The organism is Brevibacillus ruminantium, assembly GCF_023746555.1.
Taxonomy (GTDB): Bacteria; Bacillota; Bacilli; order Brevibacillales; family Brevibacillaceae; genus Brevibacillus; species Brevibacillus ruminantium.
Genome location: NZ_CP098755.1, coordinates 3,806,858 through 3,826,720 on the forward strand (window position 1 = coordinate 3,806,858; position 19,863 = coordinate 3,826,720).

At 52.0% G+C, this 19,863-nt stretch carries 19 protein-coding genes; 9 read left to right on the forward strand and 10 right to left on the reverse strand.

From position 1 onward, the window contains the following. Positions 1-33 precede the first annotated feature (33 nt). From NDK47_RS18940 to cysK, 4 genes are all read right to left on the reverse strand, one after another. Positions 34-399: a hypothetical protein gene (locus tag NDK47_RS18940; protein ID WP_251871335.1), complete on the reverse strand. Its 366-nt coding sequence runs from the start codon at positions 397-399 to the stop codon at positions 34-36. Beyond that, the gene (locus NDK47_RS18945) at positions 390-1,544 is read right to left on the reverse strand and encodes an amidohydrolase/deacetylase family metallohydrolase (protein ID WP_251871336.1); all 1,155 of its coding nucleotides are present in this window, start codon (positions 1,542-1,544) and stop codon (positions 390-392) included. The genes NDK47_RS18940 and NDK47_RS18945 overlap by 10 nt, the downstream gene beginning before the upstream one ends. Then, complete coding sequence (locus NDK47_RS18950; RefSeq protein WP_251871337.1) at positions 1,534-3,480, reverse strand: BglG family transcription antiterminator; 1,947 nt, start codon at positions 3,478-3,480, stop codon at positions 1,534-1,536. Before NDK47_RS18950 ends, NDK47_RS18945 begins: the two co-directional genes overlap by 11 nt. A 237-nt stretch (positions 3,481-3,717) precedes the next feature. Next, positions 3,718-4,632, reverse strand: a complete 915-nt coding sequence (gene cysK / locus NDK47_RS18955; protein ID WP_251871338.1) for a cysteine synthase A — start codon at positions 4,630-4,632, stop codon at positions 3,718-3,720. A 244-nt stretch (positions 4,633-4,876) separates the two neighbouring features. Between cysK and NDK47_RS18960 the strand changes: the two genes are divergently transcribed. From NDK47_RS18960 to NDK47_RS19000, 9 genes are all read left to right on the forward strand, one after another. Next, positions 4,877-5,974, forward strand: coding sequence for an ABC transporter substrate-binding protein (locus NDK47_RS18960; protein WP_251871339.1), 1,098 nt, complete (start codon positions 4,877-4,879; stop codon positions 5,972-5,974). Beyond that, positions 5,964-6,797, forward strand: a complete 834-nt coding sequence (locus NDK47_RS18965; protein WP_251871340.1) for an alkaline phosphatase family protein — start codon at positions 5,964-5,966, stop codon at positions 6,795-6,797. Before NDK47_RS18960 ends, NDK47_RS18965 begins: the two co-directional genes overlap by 11 nt. A gap of 41 nt (positions 6,798-6,838) precedes the next feature. After that, the gene (locus NDK47_RS18970; protein WP_251871341.1) at positions 6,839-7,684 is read left to right on the forward strand and encodes an ABC transporter permease; all 846 of its coding nucleotides are present in this window, start codon (positions 6,839-6,841) and stop codon (positions 7,682-7,684) included. Further along, positions 7,681-8,469, forward strand: coding sequence for an ABC transporter permease (locus NDK47_RS18975; RefSeq protein WP_251871342.1), 789 nt, complete (start codon positions 7,681-7,683; stop codon positions 8,467-8,469). Before NDK47_RS18970 ends, NDK47_RS18975 begins: the two co-directional genes overlap by 4 nt. Continuing rightward, positions 8,469-9,488, forward strand: a complete 1,020-nt coding sequence (locus tag NDK47_RS18980) for an ABC transporter ATP-binding protein (RefSeq protein WP_251871343.1) — start codon at positions 8,469-8,471, stop codon at positions 9,486-9,488. The genes NDK47_RS18975 and NDK47_RS18980 overlap by 1 nt, the downstream gene beginning before the upstream one ends. Next, the gene (locus NDK47_RS18985; protein WP_251871344.1) at positions 9,472-10,245 is read left to right on the forward strand and encodes a DeoR/GlpR family DNA-binding transcription regulator; all 774 of its coding nucleotides are present in this window, start codon (positions 9,472-9,474) and stop codon (positions 10,243-10,245) included. Before NDK47_RS18980 ends, NDK47_RS18985 begins: the two co-directional genes overlap by 17 nt. 21 nt (positions 10,246-10,266) lie before the next feature. Then, positions 10,267-11,277 carry a histidinol phosphate phosphatase domain-containing protein gene (locus NDK47_RS18990; protein ID WP_251871345.1) on the forward strand — a complete coding sequence of 337 codons (1,011 nt, stop codon included), beginning with the start codon at positions 10,267-10,269 and terminating at the stop codon, positions 11,275-11,277. 129 nt (positions 11,278-11,406) lie between these two features. Then, positions 11,407-11,574, forward strand: a complete 168-nt coding sequence (locus tag NDK47_RS18995; RefSeq protein WP_251871346.1) for a hypothetical protein — start codon at positions 11,407-11,409, stop codon at positions 11,572-11,574. A 266-nt stretch (positions 11,575-11,840) separates the two neighbouring features. Next, a complete protein-coding gene (locus NDK47_RS19000; RefSeq protein ID WP_251871347.1) occupies positions 11,841-12,368 on the forward strand; it encodes a hypothetical protein in 528 nt (175 codons plus the stop codon). Between the two features lie 61 nt (positions 12,369-12,429). On the opposite strand, the gene NDK47_RS19005 is transcribed toward NDK47_RS19000, so the two are convergent. From NDK47_RS19005 to NDK47_RS27690, 6 genes are all read right to left on the reverse strand, one after another. Next, positions 12,430-12,651, reverse strand: coding sequence for a helix-turn-helix domain-containing protein (locus NDK47_RS19005; RefSeq protein ID WP_003387736.1), 222 nt, complete (start codon positions 12,649-12,651; stop codon positions 12,430-12,432). 176 nt (positions 12,652-12,827) lie between these two features. Next, positions 12,828-13,751, reverse strand: coding sequence for an ABC transporter permease (locus tag NDK47_RS19010; RefSeq protein ID WP_251871348.1), 924 nt, complete (start codon positions 13,749-13,751; stop codon positions 12,828-12,830). Positions 13,752-13,787: 36 nt separating this feature from the next. Further along, on the reverse strand, positions 13,788-14,651 hold the full coding sequence (locus NDK47_RS19015; protein WP_251871349.1) for an ABC transporter permease subunit: 864 nt from the start codon (positions 14,649-14,651) through the stop codon (positions 13,788-13,790). 257 nt (positions 14,652-14,908) lie between these two features. Further along, entirely contained in the window at positions 14,909-15,367 is a 459-nt protein-coding gene (locus tag NDK47_RS19020) for a chemotaxis protein CheX (protein ID WP_251871350.1), read from the reverse strand. Between the two features lie 87 nt (positions 15,368-15,454). After that, positions 15,455-15,838 (reverse strand): hypothetical protein, encoded by a 384-nt coding sequence (locus tag NDK47_RS19025; protein WP_251871351.1) that lies wholly within the window; start codon positions 15,836-15,838, stop codon positions 15,455-15,457. A 52-nt stretch (positions 15,839-15,890) separates the two neighbouring features. Continuing rightward, a complete protein-coding gene (locus NDK47_RS27690) occupies positions 15,891-19,640 on the reverse strand; it encodes a S8 family serine peptidase (protein WP_305883344.1) in 3,750 nt (1,249 codons plus the stop codon). Positions 19,641-19,863: the final 223 nt, after the last annotated feature.

Below are 19,863 nucleotides of genomic sequence, written 5' to 3' on the forward strand. Positions count from 1 at the left end.
GCCTCCCCTATACATTCTTTGAACGGCTCGCATTCATTTCCCCTGGTCCGCTCGTATCGCCTCAAAATGAACAGCAAGCAGAAACACTTCCGTTCGGTCTTCCTGCCAGCCCGTTTCCTGTCCAAACAGGATGCGACGAGACAGCGCCAACATATTCGGGTGAATCTCCTCGAACAGTTCTGCTTCGACCTCCGGCAGCTTTTCACCGCTCGCCATGCGGCGGACGAAAGCGAGCAGATGAGCGCAAATGGCCAACCAACGGTAACGCGGTATCTCGTACCTTCTCTCCCGCATTTCCGCCTCGATCATTTGCATGAGTCGCTTACATTCCGAATATTCCGTCATTTCTTCATCTGTTGCTCCCGCTACTTCTCTCACAATTTCTTCAATCATGTGCATGTCAAAACCTTTCCTGATGTAATGACCTGTTGGGCGAACACTGCCTCTTTGGCAAGGATCGTTTCCTGTTCCGAATCGGTCAAAGCGATGGGCATCGTCTCCCTCCGCAAGATCGTGACATCCGCATATGCTCCGGGCGCAAGCGTCCCAATCTCCCGCTCAAGCCCCAGCACCTTGGCCGGTGCGGATGTGCAGGCCGCCACAATCTCGTACATCGTGAAGCCTAGTGCGAGAAACTTGCTCATCGTGTGAGTCAGGCTGTGCACAGGACCGTTCAGATTGCGTGCATGGACGTCCGTGCTGATGGAGTAAGGGGCGATCCCCAGCGCTTTCGCTTGCTGCATGGTGCGGAAGCTGAAGCTGGATTCGCCGTGCCCGACATCAAACAGCACTCCTCTGGCCAAGGCGGACTCCGCTTCCGGGAGAAGCTGCCCCCGTACATCCAGAATGCCTCCTTGTTTACCGTGGAACGCGTGCGTTACCACGTCTCCCTCGTCGAGCAGACTGAGCACCTCGGAAAGGGTCGGGGGGGCATTGCCGATGTGGACCATCAGCGGAACCCCAGCCTCTCGGGCAGCCTGCTTTGCCACTAGCAAGGGAGCAAGACCATTATTTTTGACTACAGACGCACTCATCCTCGCCTTGATCCCCCGGATCGACGGCTGCTCACGAATGAGCGTGACCGCGTCCTTCGCTGCCAGTCTGGACATGTCGGACAGTTCGGCTCCTCCCCTGCACAAGCCGTCCCCTGAGATATTGAGAAACGCCAAAACACGTGTGATCGATGGCTCCACCCCTTCCTTCAGGAAAGCGTCAAATGTCCATGCTCCTGCGCTTCCCGCGTCGACCAGAGTCGTCACCCCTTGCTCAATGCCAACAGAATCAGCCCTTACTCCCAACTGAGTGCTTTCGGAAATGACATGAGCGTGCAAGTCGATCAGCCCTGGCGTTACGATACATCCGGCAGCATCTATCGTTTCTCTCGCCTGCACAGGTTCATTGGTCTTCCCGTCATTGGTCTTCCCGTCATCGGTCGTCACGATGTCCATGATGCGTCCATCTGAAATGACGAGATCATATCCTCCATTCAGCTTCTGGGAAGGATCGATCACCCACCTGTTTCGAATCAGCAAATCAGCACTCATTTGCTCCCCCCTCCTTTTCGGAAAAATACCGCAGGATGGCCGTTACTTCACTTTGCGGGACGTTGACTCCGGCTTCCTGCATAATTTGGTTGACGCGAGTACGCCAGGAGGAATGCGCAGCGGTCTCCTCTCCGCTATGTCTATCCCATTCGTCATAGGAGGAGCCGAATGCAAGCCTGTTTACCATCAGCTGCACATGCAGCGCCAGCCCGCTTGCCGTCTGCTCCGTCAGTTGGCCGCGGAAAGCCTCCATCAGCTTGCAGCTGATCTCGTATCCTTTTACAATCACATCCTGGGAAAGCCGCTCCACCAGAGGCAAATCCCTCAGGCTTAGCTCCGCTGTCTGCACAGGCATCCAGGCGTTTGGAGACTTCGCTGAATGCTTCCGCACTCCGTCTGATTCCAGCTCTGGCTCCAGCTGGAGCGCTTCCAGACAAGCAAGAATGCGGCCGATGTCCTGACGCGTCGGCAGCGGATTCACGATGACTACGGGTACCTCTGTTTTCACGGGCAGCACGCTGATAATCACATCTACCTCGCGAGTAGCCAGATACTTCTCTACCTCCAGCGTGGAACAAAGACCCACGACCCGGAGGGAACGCACTTCACTCTCCAAATGGTTTTTCAAAAAGCGGGCCGTCCCTCGCCCTGTACCGCAGACGACAAGCGCGCATGCTTTTTTCTTGTCTTGCCAGCGGTCATAACCGGCTTGAAAATGAAGAACGAGGTAGGCGATGTCAGCATCCATGAGATAAATCCCGTATGGCCAAAACACTTCTTCACAGGAACGTTTCACTGCATCAAACATACGTGCATAGGAGCGGCGAATCTCCTCGGTCAACGGGTTGGGATAAAGGACACCTTGCATATACTTCGTCATCCGGTCATTTAGATGGGCGAAAAGGTGCTCACCGAGCTCCGGATCATCCCACAGCGGCGTCCGTACAATCTCCCCCACCTTTTGAATCAGCTCCCTAGCCGCCTGGAAGATGTCCATCGACTGCCTGCTGGCACGTCTCTTCATGTGAACCTGTTCAGCTTCCAGCAGCGGCAAGGAGGAATAGGCGATCTCATGCTCGGGTATTTTCATGTGCAAACGCTCGCACATCTCATGCACCTTCCGCACGAAAAGAGAGTAGCTGCCCCACTCAGCCGCTTCCGCCAAATCTGCCTCATCCACAGAGACGACATGCCCTCTCTTGACGCGGTTGACGACAATACAAAGTCGGATCATGATACTGATCAGCGTCCGATCCGGCAGGCTTTTGTCCAGCTTACCGACAAACCTCTTGGTCAACCGGATGATTTCGTCCAGTTCCGGCTGACTGATGAGCCACTTTTCCAAAAGCGATCCGGCTTCCGTGCCTGGACCGTTCTCCGGCAGGACACCCTGTACCAGACGATACATGACGCTGCCATCCAGAGAATCATGTGTCAAACACTCGAGGGCGTAACGCTTCTGTCGTTCGCTTCCTTCCACCCGGATACCGTATCTCTGCTTGGAAACCAGTTCCAGGTGCAATCCATTGAGCAATTTCTCCGTCTCTTTCACATCGACGACAACGGTATTGCGGCTCACCCCCACGTGATCAGCCAGGTCGTGCAGACGCTGGTAGCCATCTGAAAGCAGCAGGATAAACGCAAGATGTTTGGCCCGCTCTTTTTGATGAAGGATGACATCCCTGCCGCCGTGCGCATTGAGGCTGTGCCGGAGACCTTGAAGGACCTCGTCTGCTTCACTAATCCAGATCCCTTTATTCGGTTGGGAATGGAGAATGATGTTGCGCTCTTTCAGCCATTGTCTGATGTTCTCCAGATCGTATTTGATCGTCCGCTCGCTCACCTGAAAACCGTTTGCAACCTCTCTGATTTTCAGCGGGTGGGCACTGTCCAGGATCACCTTCAAAAGTGCTTGGGAACGCGATGTCAACAGCATTCTTTTTCTTCTCACCCCCGTTAAAGTCGCCTTTGACTGGACCCGAGTTCATTATATGAAACCGTTTTCATTCGGTAAAGAACGATTCCTTTCCCTATGATTCGTGCAATTTTTGCAATAATCAGCCAAAAGGAGGACTGCCAACACTTTTTTGAGTGGGACACAAGATTTCAAATTGAAGCCCTCGAACAGAGAAAAGCCGCTGAACGCCTTGGCATCCAGCGGCTATGACTCTGTTCAGAAAAAATTCATGCTCAAATAGCGTTCACCCGTATCCGGCGCGATGCAAACCACCCGTTTGCCCGCTCCGAGCCGAACAGCCACGCGGATCGCCGCAAAGACCGAAGCACCTGAAGACGGACCTACCAGAATCCCTTCCTTGGAAGCGAGCGCTCGCATGCTGTCCAGCGCGTCCTCATCGGCTATCTGCATGATTTCGTCGTAGATCCTGGTATTCAGGATTTTGGGCACAAAGCCTGGACTTGTTCCGACGAGCTTGTGCGGACCGGGCTTTCCACCAGACAAAACAGGCGAGCCTTTTGGTTCCACTACCCCGATGTACAGCTCTGGGAGCTTTTCTTTGAGCGCCTCCCCCGTCCCCGTGATTGTGCCCCCTGTTCCCGCTGTGGCGATGAATGCATCCAGCCGCCCCTCCATCTGCTCGTAGATCTCGCGGGCAGTGGTTACGCGATGAATATCGGGATTCGCTTTGTTTTCAAATTGATGGGGAATGAAGCTGCCGGGAATCTCTTTTTGCAGCTCCATGGCTTTGGCGATCGCTCCAGGCATCCGCTGCTCGCTCGGGGTGAGTACGACTTCTGCCCCGTATGCCTTGAGCAGGTTGATCCTTTCTTTGGACATATTGTCCGGCATGACAAGAATCGCTTTGTATCCTTTCGCCGCCGCATTCATGGCCAGCCCGATACCCGTGTTGCCGCTCGTCGGCTCGATGATCGTATCCCCCGGGTTGATCAGCCCCTCCGCCTCTGCGGCCGCGATCATATTGTAGGCGGCCCGATCCTTGACACTGCGCGAGGGATTGTACATTTCCAGTTTCACGTATACTTCCGCAGCGTCCTTGGGAACCATCCGGTTGAGGCGAACGAGCGGTGTGTTGCCTATACAGTCCGTAATATGCTGGTAGACGTTCATGACGGCCTCCTTATGTAAAAGAGAGAGGATTGAAAGTAGAGTAATACACTAAGGATACTACACTTTATCAGATTTCTCGAGGGATCTTTTTCTCTAAGCGATCATCCATCCTCCTATTTCCATTCACACAGCATTAACACGTTTTTTACAACCGATTCATATGGTTTTCATTTTGTTTGTTTACGATAGGTGACAGAACAATCACACAATCAAACAGAAACAAAAACAAAAAGGAGCCATGGTGATGAAGGGAAACCAGTTGAGATGGAAACGAACCGCTGCGATTATGACATCTGTTTTTTTGCTTGCGGGCTGTGCTTCTGAAACGAAGACGACAGCTCCTGCAGACACTTCCGAGCTCACACTTGAGCAGATCGTCGAGAAAGCCAAGCAAGAAGGAGCAGTAAACTCGGTCGGGATGCCCGATACCTGGGCCAACTGGGGAGAGACCTGGCAAAACCTCTCAAAGCAATACGGCCTGAAACATACCGATACGGACATGTCCAGCGCCGAGGAACTGGCCAAGTTTGAAGCGGAGAAGAATGACGCCACCGCAGATATTGGCGACGTCGGCATCGCTTTTGGGCCGCTGGCGAAGCAAAAGGATCTCACTCTTCCCTACAAAACCTCCTATTGGAATGACATCCCCGACTGGGCGAAGGACGACCAAGGACATTGGCTGCTCGGCTACACAGGTACCCTGGCATTTATCACTGATAAAACCAAGGTAAAAAATCCGCCAAAATCCTGGGCTGATCTGAAAAATGGGAACTACAAGGTCTCCGTAGGCGACGTCATGAAAGCAAACCAAGCGCAATTTGCCGTATTGGCGGCCGCTTATGCCTCCGGCGGCGATGAGAATAACATCCAGCCCGGCATTGATTTTTACGCGGATTTGGCCAAGAAAAAACGCTTGAACGCCAGCGATCCAAGCGTAGCTAATCTGGAAAAGGGTGAAATCGAAGTCGCAATCCTCTGGGACTTCAATGCACTGGGCTATCGCGACCAGATCGATAAAAACCGCTTTGATGTGGTGATTCCAGAGGAAGCCTCTGTCATCAGCGGCTACGCTACTGTCATTAACAAATACGCGAAGCATCCGCATGCTGCCATGCTGGCTCGCGAATATATCCTGTCTGATGAAGGCCATTCCAATCTCGCCCGCGGCTATGCCCGTCCGATCCGGACCAACGCGAAGCTGGATGAAAATGCAAAAGCTATGCTGCTTCCCGATAACATGTACAAAAATGCCCGTCCTGTCGGCGATCTGAAGTCCTGGGAAGAAACCACCAAGAAATTGCCGCAGCTGTGGCAAGAGCAGGTATTGATCCATGTCCAATAACAAACTGGCAATGATCATGCTCGATGGCCTGCGCTATGATACAGCCGTATCGCATATGGGCTATCTCCATCATCTGGTTGAATACGGAAAAGCTTCCCGCTTCCGTGTCCAATCTGAGCTTCCCAGCCTCTCCCGCCCTTTATACGAGGTGCTGCTGACCGGAACGCCGGTGTGGACAAATGGCGTCACCGGAAACCGGACGGTTCGCTTGTCTCATCAAGAAAGCCTGTTTCACCTGACGAGAAAACAGGGGCTGACCAACGCCACGGCATCCTACTACTGGGTGAGTGAGCTGTATAACGAGGCCCCCTTTGATCCGCTGAGAGACCGCATCCAACAAAATACGGACAAGCCGATCCAGCACGGTATCTTTTATTTCGAAGATCATTATCCCGACACACATCTGTTTGCGGATGCCCACTACCTGCTGAATACCCATGGTCCTGATTTTCTTTACGTGCATTCCATGAATATCGACGACGACGGGCACAAGTATACGGCTGATTCGATCCAGTACCGCAATCGCGTGCTGGCAGCAGATGCCATTTTGGCAACCGTCCTGCCTGTCTGGATGGAAAAAGGCTATCAGATTATGATCACAGCCGATCACGGCATGACCGCTGATGGAAATCACGGAGGCACGACTTCGGCCGACAGAGAAGTTCCGTTATTTATCATCAGTGATCGCATCGCTCCCGGTATCCTCGAAGAGACGATTTCCCAATTGCAGGTGGCGCCGCTCGCCTGCCATCTGCTGGGCATCCCTGCCTCGGAGGCGATGCAGCCCCTAACCGTATGTGATCGGAGTCCGGCGTCTCCCTGAGGGGGCGCCTTTTTCTCCTCATTCAGGAAAGGAGTCCGCGTATGAAAAGGTTCACCAGTATGCTTTTTTTGACAACGATGCCCTTCTTTTTGCTGGTCATCCTCTTCCTCATCGTCCCGCTTCTGTCCATGATCAACGGGAGCTTCCAGACAGACGGAGGAGGAGCCTACACACTCAATCAATACCGTGAAATTTTTACAAATCCTTACTATTGGCAAGCCTTTCAAAACAGTGTGCTGATTTCGTTTCTGTCCAGTCTGGTCGGGATTGTGGCGGCTGTCTTTGCCACGTATGCGATTACCCGCTTTCCCGATCGCCTGCAGCAGCGAATACTCGTCATTACCAACCTGACCTCCAATTTTGCCGGTATCCCGCTCGCCTTTGCCTTTATCGTAATGCTTGGCAACAGCGGACTGTTTATTCTGCTGGCTCGAAAGCTGGGCTTGGATCTGAGCCAATCCTTCAGTCTCTACTCATGGAGCGGTCTGACGCTGGTGTATATCTACTTTCAACTTCCGCTTGCGGTCATGCTCCTTTTTCCGCTCTACCGCGGCGTCCAGAAGCAATGGATGGAAGCTGCCGAACTGCTTGGCGCCTCCCCTCTAAAGTTTTGGCTGAAAATTGGCCTGCCTGTGCTGCTGCCGGGGATCGCCGGAACGTTCAGCATCCTGTTTGCCAATGCGATGGGGGCCTACGCCTCAGCCTACGCGCTGACGACAAGCAACTACAATCTCGTGCCGATCCGCATCGGCGCACTGGTGTCCGGCGATATTTTTGCCCGCCCCGAGCTGGGCAGCGCCCTGGCTGTCCTGCTTGGTCTGACGCTTGCCATCGCTCTGACGCTCAATGAATGGCTGACGAGACGGATTCGGAGGGATTTATCGTGAAGCGCTTGAACCTGCCTACTCTTTCTTTTGCCCTGGTGATGATCTACCTGTTTTTGCCAGTAGCTGCCACTGCGCTCTATTCCCTGGCGACTGAGTGGAACAGCACGGTGCTGCCCGAAGGTCTGACCGTCAAATGGTTCGCGGAGCTGTACAGCGACTCCCGCTTCTTGCAGGCCTTTGCCCGTTCGTTTCTGCTCAGCGGCCTGACGACCATCGCCGGGATTCTCATCATGGTTCCCGCCATCTTCTCTATCGTCGTCTATGCACCGAAGCTGGAGCGGCTGGTCCAATTGCTGGTGATGCTGACCTACGCCTTGCCGGGTGTTATCCTGGCCGTCGGACTGATCCGCACCTATGCCGGTTTGGGCATTCCGATGATTTTGATTGCTGCAGGCGCCTACCTCGTCGGGTTGCTGCCGTTTCTGTACCAGGGAATACGCAACAGCCTTCATACTGTGCAGGCCCATTCGCTGATGGAAGCAGCCGAGCTTTTGGGGGCCGGTCGCTGGCGTGCTTTTCTGCGGGTGATTGTCCCCAACATCATGCCCGGCATTCTCGTGTCTGCGCTGCTCTCTTTCTCTATCCTGTTCGGCGAATTTGTGCTGATCAACATCTTGGTCGGCGGCCGCTATGAAACCCTGCAGATTTATCTGTATAACAAGCTGTCCAAAAGCGGACACATCGCCAGCGCGATTACCGTCACTTACTTTATCCTGATGGCCGTCATCACCGGCCTGATCGTAAAATTTACCCGCGGCGGCTCCGCCCAAAAGGAGGTATCCTGATGAGTTACGTGCAGATAGAAAATTTGACCAAGACGTTTCACGGCCAGCCCGTCTTGAATCAGTTGTCGCTTGCGATCCAAAAAGGCGAGCTGGTCACGCTCTTGGGCCCGAGCGGCTGCGGAAAGAGCACGCTGCTCCGCATTCTCTCCGGATTGACCGCATCGGATAGCGGTTCGATTCACATCGATGGAAAAGACGTCACCGCGGTACAGCCGAAGGAACGGGAAATCGGCATGGTGTTCCAGTCGTACGCACTGTTTCCCAACCTGAACGTCAGTGAAAATATCGGATTCGGGCTGGAAATGAAAAAAGTGGCCAAAGCGGAGATGCAGCGCCGCGTCCAGGAAATGATTGAGCTGGTGGGTCTGACGGGAAAGGAAAGGGCCTATCCCCGGGAGTTGTCCGGCGGGCAGCAGCAGCGTGTCGCACTTGCCCGCTCTCTTGTAACCCGGCCGAAGGTGCTGCTGCTCGATGAGCCGCTAAGCGCATTGGATGCGCAAATCCGTAAAAATCTGCAAAAGCAGTTGCGAACGATCCAACGCGAGCTGAACATGACCACGGTGCTGGTCACGCATGATCAGGAGGAAGCGATGGCCGTCAGTGACCGCATTTACATCATGAACGGCGGTCGCATCGTTCAACACGGCAATCCGCACGAAATATACACCCAGCCGCGTTCTGAATTCGTGGCCCGCTTTATTGGCAATTACAACGTTCTCACGGCGGAACAGCTTGGCCGCATTGCACCCGGCTTGCCTCTTCCTGCAGCAGAGCGCTATGCCATCCGGCCAGAGACTCTGCGTGAGGCGCCCGCGGCGGAAGGCGGCATCCCTTTGACCGGAACCATCGACAACATCACCATGCTGGGCAACTTTACCCGCTACGAAATCGCCGTCGACAATGTCCAGCTGCTCGCCGATCACCTGCACCTCTCCTATCAGCCAGAGCATGCCGGAAAAGCGAAGACGCTGTATATCTGCCCAGAGGATGTGATTCCGCTTCATGACACTTTTGCCTGAAGAACGAAAGCAAGTGATTATGGATGAACTGCTGCGAAACGGAAAAATCCAGGTGATCAACCTGGCCAAGCAGCTTGTCGTCACACCGGAGACGATCCGCCGCGATCTCGATGATCTGGAACAACAGCGCCTGCTCAAACGGGTTTATGGCGGTGCCATTCCCTATTCCTATGCCAAGCGAGAGCCGCATTTTGAAAAGAAACAGGCGATCCAGCAGGAGGCCAAAGCCCTGATCGGAGGCATCGCCGCCCGGCTGCTATGCGATGGAGATACCATCGTACTCGATGTCGGCACGACTACCCTGGAAATGGCCCGTGCGATCAAAGGGATCAGCCAGCTCACGATCGTCACCAACTCGCTTCCCGCTGCTTCCCTGCTCAATGATCTGCTGGAAGCGAAGGTTTTTGACGGCCAAGTAATCATGCTGGGCGGTGTCACCCACCCTGCGCAGAAATCCGTTGCCGGAACCTTTACCTGTGAACAGCTTTCCCGCTTCCGCTTTGACAAAGCCTTCCTCTCGTGCGGGGGTATCGCCCTGGATGGCTTTACCGACTACGACATGGAGGAAACCCTGTGCTCAGCCATGATGGCGAAACGGGCGGAACAGGTCTATATGCTCGCCGACGAAACAAAGCTGGGCCAAACCCAATTTTTCCGAATCTGCGGCTGGGAGGAAGTCACTGCTGTCATTTGTGACCAGCCCATGCCTGATGAATGGCGCACGTCCTCTTTGTCCATCAACTGGATGCACCCATGATCGCGAAGGAGAGAAGACAACATGCTGGTAGACTACCATCTCCATTTGGAGGAAGGACCCTATTCATTCCGCTGGCTCGACCGCACCAATCGGGCGCTCGGCCATTTTTTCCCGCTAGATGAACCGCGACATACCCGCGCTTGGCTGGCTGCCAGCCATGCCCGATTAAATACACGCCTGACGCAAGGGGCATACCACGCAGACTGGATCGATCTGTACCTGCGGGAGGCCAAGCAAAAAGGCTTGCAAGAGGTAGGCATCGTCGACCATTTATACCGCTTCCGGGAAGCACGCCCCTATTTTGAAAGGCATATGGATCTGAGCGACACTCCGCTCGGCCGCCTGCAACGCACCTGGCTTGACCAGGTTTGCACGGAGAGCATCCGCGATTTTTGCGATGCCATTCAGGAAGCCAAGCCACGCTGGGCAGACCAGGGAGTGCAGCTTCGGCTAGGGCTGGAAGCGGATTATTTTCCCGGAGGAGAGCAAGAACTTGAGAAGCTGCTGACGCTTGGACCTTGGGATTACGTGATCGGTTCCGTCCATTTTCTCCGCGGCTGGGGATTTGATAACCCCGATACGGCAGAGCGCTTTAGGGAATTCGATCTGTCTTCGCTGTACGGTGATTTTTTTCAGGTCGTGGAGTCCATGATCAGAAGCGAGCTGTTTGATTTCGTCGCTCATCTGGACAACCTGAAGGTGTTCTCCTACCGTCCAAGTGAGGCAGAGCTTGTGCCGCATTACCGACAGATCGCCGCGGCCTTGGCCGAGACGGACACCGCCACCGAAATCAACGCCGGGCTGTACTATCGCTATCCAGTGCGGGAGATGTGCCCCAGCCCTGCTTTCCTGGACGTCCTGCTGGCCTGCGGTGTACCGATTACCCTGTCGTCCGACTCCCATTTCCCCGACGACATCGGCAGCTATGTCGCGGAAAACTTGCAAACGCTGCGGAGCAAAGGCGTAACAGAAATCGCCACGTTTCGCGGCCGACAGCGCATCATGAAGCCGTTGATGCCGTTGTTGCCGTAGATGCCGTTGTATTGCGTTTTCGCTGTTTGCGTTCCATTGGCTTGTAGCCGCATTTCGTTTCGAGTATCGTTACTTTTTTTACCAGATATGCTATAATGAAGGTATCACCCACGGAAAGGTGTGATCCCTATGCTCTACCTGCTCGGCGGCATTGCTCTGCTGGCTGGCCTCGCCTGGTGCCTCACTGGCTCCATCAGCCTGAGCAAGAAGGATGAATTTGGAGCCAAACAGTCGATGGACGATGCGATTGCACATCAGACACTGAATCAGATCCATCAACAACATCATCATTTTTGATAACGATGAGGAAAGCGTGACCAAACTCACGTTATCGCCTTCTGATGAGCCGCTTGAACTTCGCGGCTCTTTTTATGTACTTGGTTGTGTTTCAAAATAGTTCCTCTTTTGAACATGTTCTCCAGAGGACTTTGAGTTCGCTGATAATTGAATACTTATTCGTTCAAGACATTTTTCATATACATTCATGGGGTAAGCGGAATTACTGACAGAGATTATCATTCAAAAACCCATCCTGGTGTATCGAAAAGGAGGATTATAAGCTGATGAAAAAAGTAATAGGTACTCTCACCGTAACAATTCTAGGGGCTGCCGTGTTATTTAGCGGTTTTTCAAATACGGAAGCAAGCGATGTTCCAATTTCAACTGATATTCAAAATAAGTGGGAAATCTATGCTCAAAATGAGATAAGTAAGAAATTATCAGAAACACACGAGGATGCGATACAAGACTTTCAAATCGATGAGTCCCAATACACCTACCAAAGTTTGTACGACAAAGAGTTTCAAGGATTAGGGAAAGACGACTCGAATCGCTTGTTCATTTCAGTGTTTAACAGCGTCTTGGTAAATCAGAAGCAAGGTGACTTTGTACCAGGGTTGCTCCTAAAAAATGATTTATCGGAGGCAATTGTTGTATATAAATCATTGGAGAGTGGAGATAACCACTTATATGTATTCACTCGCGATGGAAAAGAATGGACTTTAATAAAAGAAGATGTGCAAAAGGGCAAAAAGATGGAGAAAGTAACGTACAAAAATTTACAGCAATTTAATGCTGAATATAAATGTTAGGCAAAAAAAAATCCTCCCTCCCAACGCAAGGGAAGAAAAGGGAGGGTTGTGTGGACTGGGTTCAAATCTCTAACTCACCAAGTCGAACAAGTTCGACTACTGCTTGAGATCGACCTTTTACACCTAGTTTTTGCATGACGTTGCTAATGTGATTGCGTACGGTTTTTTCACTGATGAAGAGTTGTCCGGCAATCTCTTTTGTTGTCTTATCCTGGACCAAGAGTTCAAACACTTCTCTTTCTCGGTTTGTCAACAACGGCTTGGTTTGGTCGCTACCCTTCAATCGTGCCACCCCTCCTTGTGGGCTCTACAGGAACAAGGTTGAGGGATTACAGAGTCACCTTATCCTATGTAGGGGTGTGGGTGGTGGTGCCGGAATTATGGGGATTTTAGGCTTTTGCCATACATCCTATTCAAAAAATGGGCGAGAGGTTCCGTCAATGTCTGGCAAATGCCAATTTAAATAAACGGCTTGCGCTGATAAGTCTCCTGAAAACGGTCGCGCAGCCCTTTCGCCAGCAGGGAAAAAGAGCTGATGGCAAAGATGAAGGCAGCGAGCGGGATCATGAAGATCCAGGAATTATTCCCATAGAGGAAGCCTCTGTACGAGCCGAGCAAACCAGCCCACTCCTGTGTGATCGAGTAGTTGATCACCGGGTCGAAGGTCCTTTTTGTGCCGCCCACGAACAGATCAAACATGCCGAGAAGCCCCATCAAGGTCATGATCGCCACCATCTCCGTCACAGCAATCAGAATGAGCTGTTCTTTTAACTGCGGCAGGATATGGCGAAAAATGATCTGCTCACGACCGGCTCCCAGTGAAGTGGCCGCCAAGACGTACTGTGTCTCTTTGATTTGCTCTGTTTTTTGTCGGATGGAAGAGGCCACACTGGGCGCCCCTAATACGGCCACCAGGAAGATAAACAGCGTGACGAGCCTGGCAACGGAAAGATCGGAATTGATACTGACCCCTACGAGCAAAAAGTAGGTGGGGATAAATATAGGCAAATAGCCCCACGCGTTTTCAATAGACAGCCACCAGCTTTGAGGCTTGTCCTGCATGCCGATATATAACCCGATCAAGGTGCCGATCAGAAGCCGGGCAACAGCCGCCGCCATGGTCACGAAGATGGTATACGGCGCCCCATACAGCAGCTTCGTCAACAGATCATAGCCCCATTTGTCCGTTCCCAGCCAGTGCTCCTCGGAAGGCGGGAGCGGCGGCGCGAGGATCACCGTTTTTCCGTTCACTTCCACATTTTTTAATTTTTCTTGGAAATCGAGGTCGTAGGGCGCGATATAGGGCCCGACGATCCCGATAACGATCAGGAACATCACCAAAACTGCCCCAATCCACAGGGCCGGATTTGCTCGATTTCTCATGGAAGAACCTCACTCTTTTTTTACATACTTCACTGATTATTTATAGACGACGATCCGCTCAAAGAGATACAAAATGAGGCGCATCAACGTATAGACAAAAATGGAAAGCAAGATGATACTCATCAGGCCAATTACTGCAGTGTTGAACTGATAGCCCCCCGTTTTGGAAAAGATAAACCGGGTCAGGCCGACGACATTGAGAAGATATTCAACCACAAATAGATTGGCAACCGTGATGGCAATCGTCTTTTTCAGATCCGAGATCAGGAACGGTTTTACATTTTTAAAGACGTGATGGACGAGAATATGCCAGATCCCCATGCCTTTCGCCAGGACGGTCTTGATATAATCTTCTCCGCCAATCTGTTGATATTTCAAACTGACGACCTTCATTAAAAAAATCGTCGGACCGATCGCCAGCATGGTCAACGGAAACCACATCGTGCTGGAGTCGCTATTGGGCGAAAGCGTAATAATCCGGATATCTGTCCATTTATAAAACTGGATTGCAAGCGTAATCGATAACATGATGAGGACAAAATCGGGTATTGTTGAAAGCATATTCAGAATCCTTTGAAAGTGGCGCACTGCAGCAAAGCGCTGCAAGAACAGTCCAAACAAAAGACTTGCTGATACAGCGATGAGCACACTGTAAAACATCAATTCAAAAGAGGTAATGGCAAAGGGAACGATATCCTCGGCAATGCTTCGTTCGTTGACTCCTGAATAATAAGTCCCAAGTGATCCCTCTGAAAATTGCTGGAGCAAAAAGACGGTGCGGGCCACGATATTTTCTGGAGAAAAATGCACTTCATCTTTTATTGAATAGAGCATATACGGACCGCCGCAGACGAACACGACTAGGAAAAACATCCCGAAGAGCTGCTTGATATAGGACAAACATTCATTCCCCCTTACTATCTCAAACAATACACGATCTGGAAAAAATCAGCTAGACAATCAAAAATATTTTATCTTTTTTTATTATTCCAACTCTTATGTGGTTTCGTCAACCTTTCGGGGAAAACTTGCTCCGCCCACCACTTTCGAGGCAAGATGAACATACAAATTTTGACCTATTGTTAGCCGGCAGTTGCCACAACCTTTTAAATGGAAAAAGAAAAAAAGCGTTCTGCCTGTGCAGAGCGCCATATCGGTTACTTTCCAACAACGACTTGAATTTCCATGCGGCCCATATCACTCAGATCAAGCGGAACCGTGAAGGCAGGACGTGCGACCCAGAGATTGTCTTTTGTCTGGACAAATTGCGGCGGTGTAATATCAATCACAATTCCTTGATTGAACAATAAGGTGCTGGCATTCCCAGAAATCATATTTCCCAGTTCGGAAATGGCGCTTTTTCCGATCTCGTCAAGCTCGTTGACCGGAAAGCCTCCCATCATCGCCGAGACAATCCGCAGCGCAAGCTCGTTCTGCAGACCGAAGAAGACATCTCCCTCTAGCTGTCCGGTCATTCCGATCCGAATCCAGGTATGGTCGTCCCGATAGTACCACTCGGTCATTTCCATTTCTCCCCGTCTAATCGAAACGTTGCAGAGCTGTTCGATAACCAAGGAAGCGGAATCCAGAAACGGATTGAGGTACTGGACTTTCATTTTCGTTCCTTCCTTCCCGTGCAGATTTCCCCCATGGGCTCATTATAATGTCGAAAAATGGCAGATACAAGACGTTGCAGAAAAAAATCAAGGACTTTTGATAGAAAAGATAGGGATATCCCGAAACAAAACCTGTACCTTCGAACTGGACTCACTTGTGATAATTAGACTACACTTTCGAAGATCAAGTGTCTCAATGCCCACTTCGTGGTTGCTGAGCTGCCAGTATGGCTCTCCAATCCTTTCAAAAGCAAAGACCGTATTTCCAAAGACAAGGCATTCGGTTATACAGCGTTCTGCTGAGAAATCCGGCCCCTCTTCCAGCAAATGAACCGGTTCTACCCCAAATTGTTCCAACAGATGGACACGGTCAGCCAATTGCCCGGCATGTTTGCGAGATACATTTCTTCGCGGTGATAGCAGGGGATACTCTTTTTCTACATATTCCCAGTCAATCCCGTGATAAAACATGCAGCCGCCTCCTGTAACAGGGAAGAGGATGCCTGCTGGCACCCTCTCCTGATTATTTGCCTACCAAAAACATCTCTGCTTTTGCTTCTCGTCCCAAAGCATCTACTGCAACGACAGACAGCTTTTGCTTACCCTGCTTGACACTGTCGAGACGTACGCGAAATTCGCCCTGATCATTCACATCAACTGGCACGTGCTGTTCCGCATAATCGAGGTGCATCATGACTGTTCCTGGCGCTGTTACTCTCCCGGAGATGACGTAGCTTTCTCCAGCAGGCGCCTCATTGTTTGGCTTGTGAAATTTGAGGACAGGCGCCGGAACTCCTTTTGCCTGATACGTCAAGCGTTGCTCACCATGATTCATCACGATAGAACCTGCCAGTGCGTCTACATAGGCGTAAACCACTATCGAAGACGCATTTCCCGCTCCGTCCTTCCCTTCCAGTAAAATCCGGTTTTCACCGTGCTTGAGAGTCAGACGCTGTGAAAATGTCTTATAGACGGCCTTCTCCAGCTGATCTTCCTCCCAGCTCGATACAATCTGCCCATTGACACTGACCTGCCCTTTGTAGTTCTGGTCCCGGTATGCAAAGCGGAGTGGCACCAGCATGCGCTTGGTTCCAGAATCAAACCAGATTTCCTCAGTACCGTCATTCAAGAACTGCAGGAGCGGCGGAGTCGTATCGACAATGACTCGCTGGGTAAACTGTCTCGTGTTTCCGTACATGTCCTGGGCCTGGTAGGCGACATAGTTGAGACCTTCCGGCAGCTTCAGTATCGTTTCAAACGAACCGTCCGTCTCGACTTTTACCGGTTTTTGATTGATCAGCAGCCGTACTCTGTCCAGCATATCTTCGCCCGCAATTCGCCCGTTTATGGCCACATCAGGAGCAGATGAGATCATCACCGCAGTATACAGATCTCCGGGAAACTTGACGTAAGGCGGCACCGTATCACTTTTTCCGTTGATGTGGGTGACACTCATGTTGCCAGCAAAATCGTAAGCGACCAGCGAGATTGGTTTGTCCGGCTGGCTGACAAACGTACTGTTGACGGTTGATGAGTACGGACCGCCTACTTTTTTGCCGCCGACATACAACAGGTACCCCTGAATATCCTTGTCCCGGCTGCTCCACTCTACTTTATTTCCGGACAGTGACGCCGTGACTACAGGCGGTTTCGTATCCACTTTGACAGGCAGAGTCAGCGTGTGCCAGCTTGCCTGACGATTGTCGATACGGGCCCGGATCACAAAGCGGTAGTTGCCGTCAGGAACCGTTTCATACACCCCTTTTTCTGGAATGAAACGCTTGCCGTCCCAGCTCCACTCTTCTCGCTCCGTATAGTAGTAAGCCGTTCCCAGCTTGGATTGGTCAAATTTGCTGATCTTCTCATCCCGGGACAGCGAGCGGATCAGACTACCGTTTTGATCCACCACATCTACGGTTACCTGGCGGGCATTGCGCAAAAAGGTGATCGAGGGAGCGGCAACATCGTAGTGTCCATCTCCATTGGGAGAAAACGCAATTTTATCCGGATCGACCTGAACCTTTCCATCCTCGGTCACACCCGTGACGCCCAGGTAATCGCGGAATTTCCACTTATCGTTTTCCTTGTCGTGGTACCATGTCGTTTTCACGCCTGTCCGATGCTCCTGATTGCCCGCCTCCCACATGGGTTGATCCATAACCCGCGGCTCGTCCCAGTTGCCGTAAAATCCGTAATACGGCACGCGCAGCGCAGGCAGCTCGCTGTCATCCGGCTGAAAGGCCACAAAGCCTTCGGCAAAAATATTGCGCGGCACACTCTTCGGTATTTGCAGAGTAACTTTCACTTCTGCACGCTGCCCGGGCTGCACGGTTAGCTGCTGCGCGGAAAAACGCAGCGATGCTCCTTCCAGCACCGTTTCCTTAAGCGTATTGATCCCGTTCTGCCGCTTGTCTGTCAACACTCCAAACTCATCGGAGATGCGGTAGGTAATCGGTTTTTTGCCAAATTTGTTTTGGACGAATAGCGAAAAGGTAACACTTTCCCCAATTTCGCCAAGGGAGACACCTGCTTTTCCTTTTGCGTCTGTGACAATCGTGGGGGTTTTCATCGCTTTAGCAATTTGTATCATGCCTGCACCCTGCACGCGCGGGCTGTAGGGTATTTTTCCAGCCTTCCTGCCTCCTGAACCAGCCGTCACCTCCAGCGGCTCCAGAACCGGCTGCGCGGTGTTCATGGCGGCCGCCTTCAGCGTCTCTACCAGCTCTCTTCCAGCCAGCTTGTAGCCCTGCTTTTGGTAGGCTTGTTTCAAAAGCGCCATCCCCCCGGCTACATGCGGCGTTGCCATGGATGTTCCGCTTTTTACGGCGTAATCACTGTTTCGAACCAGCGAGAGTATCCCCCCGCCTGGACCCGCGATTTCCGGCTTGAACTGCAAATCAGGGGTAGGTCCCCAGGATGAAAACGCAGACACCGTTCCTCCCTCGGGGTAGGGCATGGCATTTTGTCCGTATTGCCCATCAAAGTTCACCTTTACCTTTTTCCCCTTCTTCAAAGCCTGGGTCAGCTGCTCGCCCATCTGCTTGAGAATGGACACGGCTGGCAATGTCGCGGTGGTTTCCGCGGAGATCATGAGCGGTCCTGGCTGGTTGTTGAAGATGATCGCGCCAGAAGCCCCCTCTTCTTTGGCCAGCTTCAGTTTTTCATCGAAAGAGATCTCGCCCCGCTCCAGAAGTACCACCTTTCCCTTGACCGAGACGTTGTAGTCCTCCTTTTTTCCTTTCCCCATGTAGATCAGATCGTAGCTCTTCATCAGGGTTTGGACGGGATTGAGTGCTTGGCCGTTTCCGGCGTGACCGTGCAGGTAAACCACTCGCTCCAACCCGGAAACGCCCTCTACTTTAAAGCTGTAGCCAGCCAGTGTTGTCGCATTGACCGAGGCCACGGAAAGGGCGTCAGGAGCAAGCCCGGGTGAGCCGATCATCGCGACATCCGTATTTTGCGCCTTTACCTTGTCGCTGCCAAAATAGGCATCATTCCCTGCAGCGGCTACAACGATTACGCCGTTGTCTACCGCACGCTTGACTGCGTATTGCTCCGTATTGGTTTCATCCACATATCCGGCAGATGAACCCAGACTCAGATTAATCACATCAGCTTTTTTCGCGATGGAGTCATTGATGGCAAACAAGATGGATTCGCTTAGTCCCGGCACTTCGCCCTGATAATTGCTGAATACCTTTTGGCTGAGCAGTTGGGCTTCCGGGGCTACTCCCTTCATGTTGCCATTGGCTGCGACGATGCCTGCCACGTGCATGCCATGCTGGGATTCACCGACATCCTCCGTCACCTGGTTGCGATCGGCCCAGTTATATCCCGGGATCACTTTTTGCGTTGATCCCGACTTTTGTTGAGCCGCACGTTTGTCTTTGGGAGTGGGAAGGTCCGGGTGCTTTCCGTTGATCCCGGTATCGATGACAGAGACGAGCATCCCTTCTCCCTTCACTCCCCCCTCCTGCCATGCTTTCGCTGCTTCAATCATATCAAGCGTCGAGGAAGGCGTGCCGGCTACCTGCTCACCCAGAAGCACATGGTCGGCTCGGGTCCATTCATCTGCAGAGGCTGACTGTACTCCGCCCGTCGCAGAGCTCCCCGCATTTGTTTTTTCCTGGTCTGCGTGCAAATCTGCCCAGACCTGCTGCTTCGTAATTGCAGGAATGGTGCCTGAGGCATCTCCCCGTGGACTCCATGTACCCGCCATTGATGACGGAAGCAAAACAAGCGATAACCCGATAGACAATAGCTGTTTTTTCATTGTTTGCCTCCTTCTAGAAAAACATCCCCATACCATCAGTCTTCCAAAGAAGGCAGGCAGGTATTCTTCTAAACTGGGCTCCGGCAGATGGATTTCAAAGTTTCGCCATCTAAAAAACTTGGCTTCGTCAAGCTTTTGGCGAAGACTTCGTTGCACATATGCAGATAAGAATTTTTTAAATTCATATCCGTAAAAAAAAAGCGTGCCACCCTTATCGTGGTGA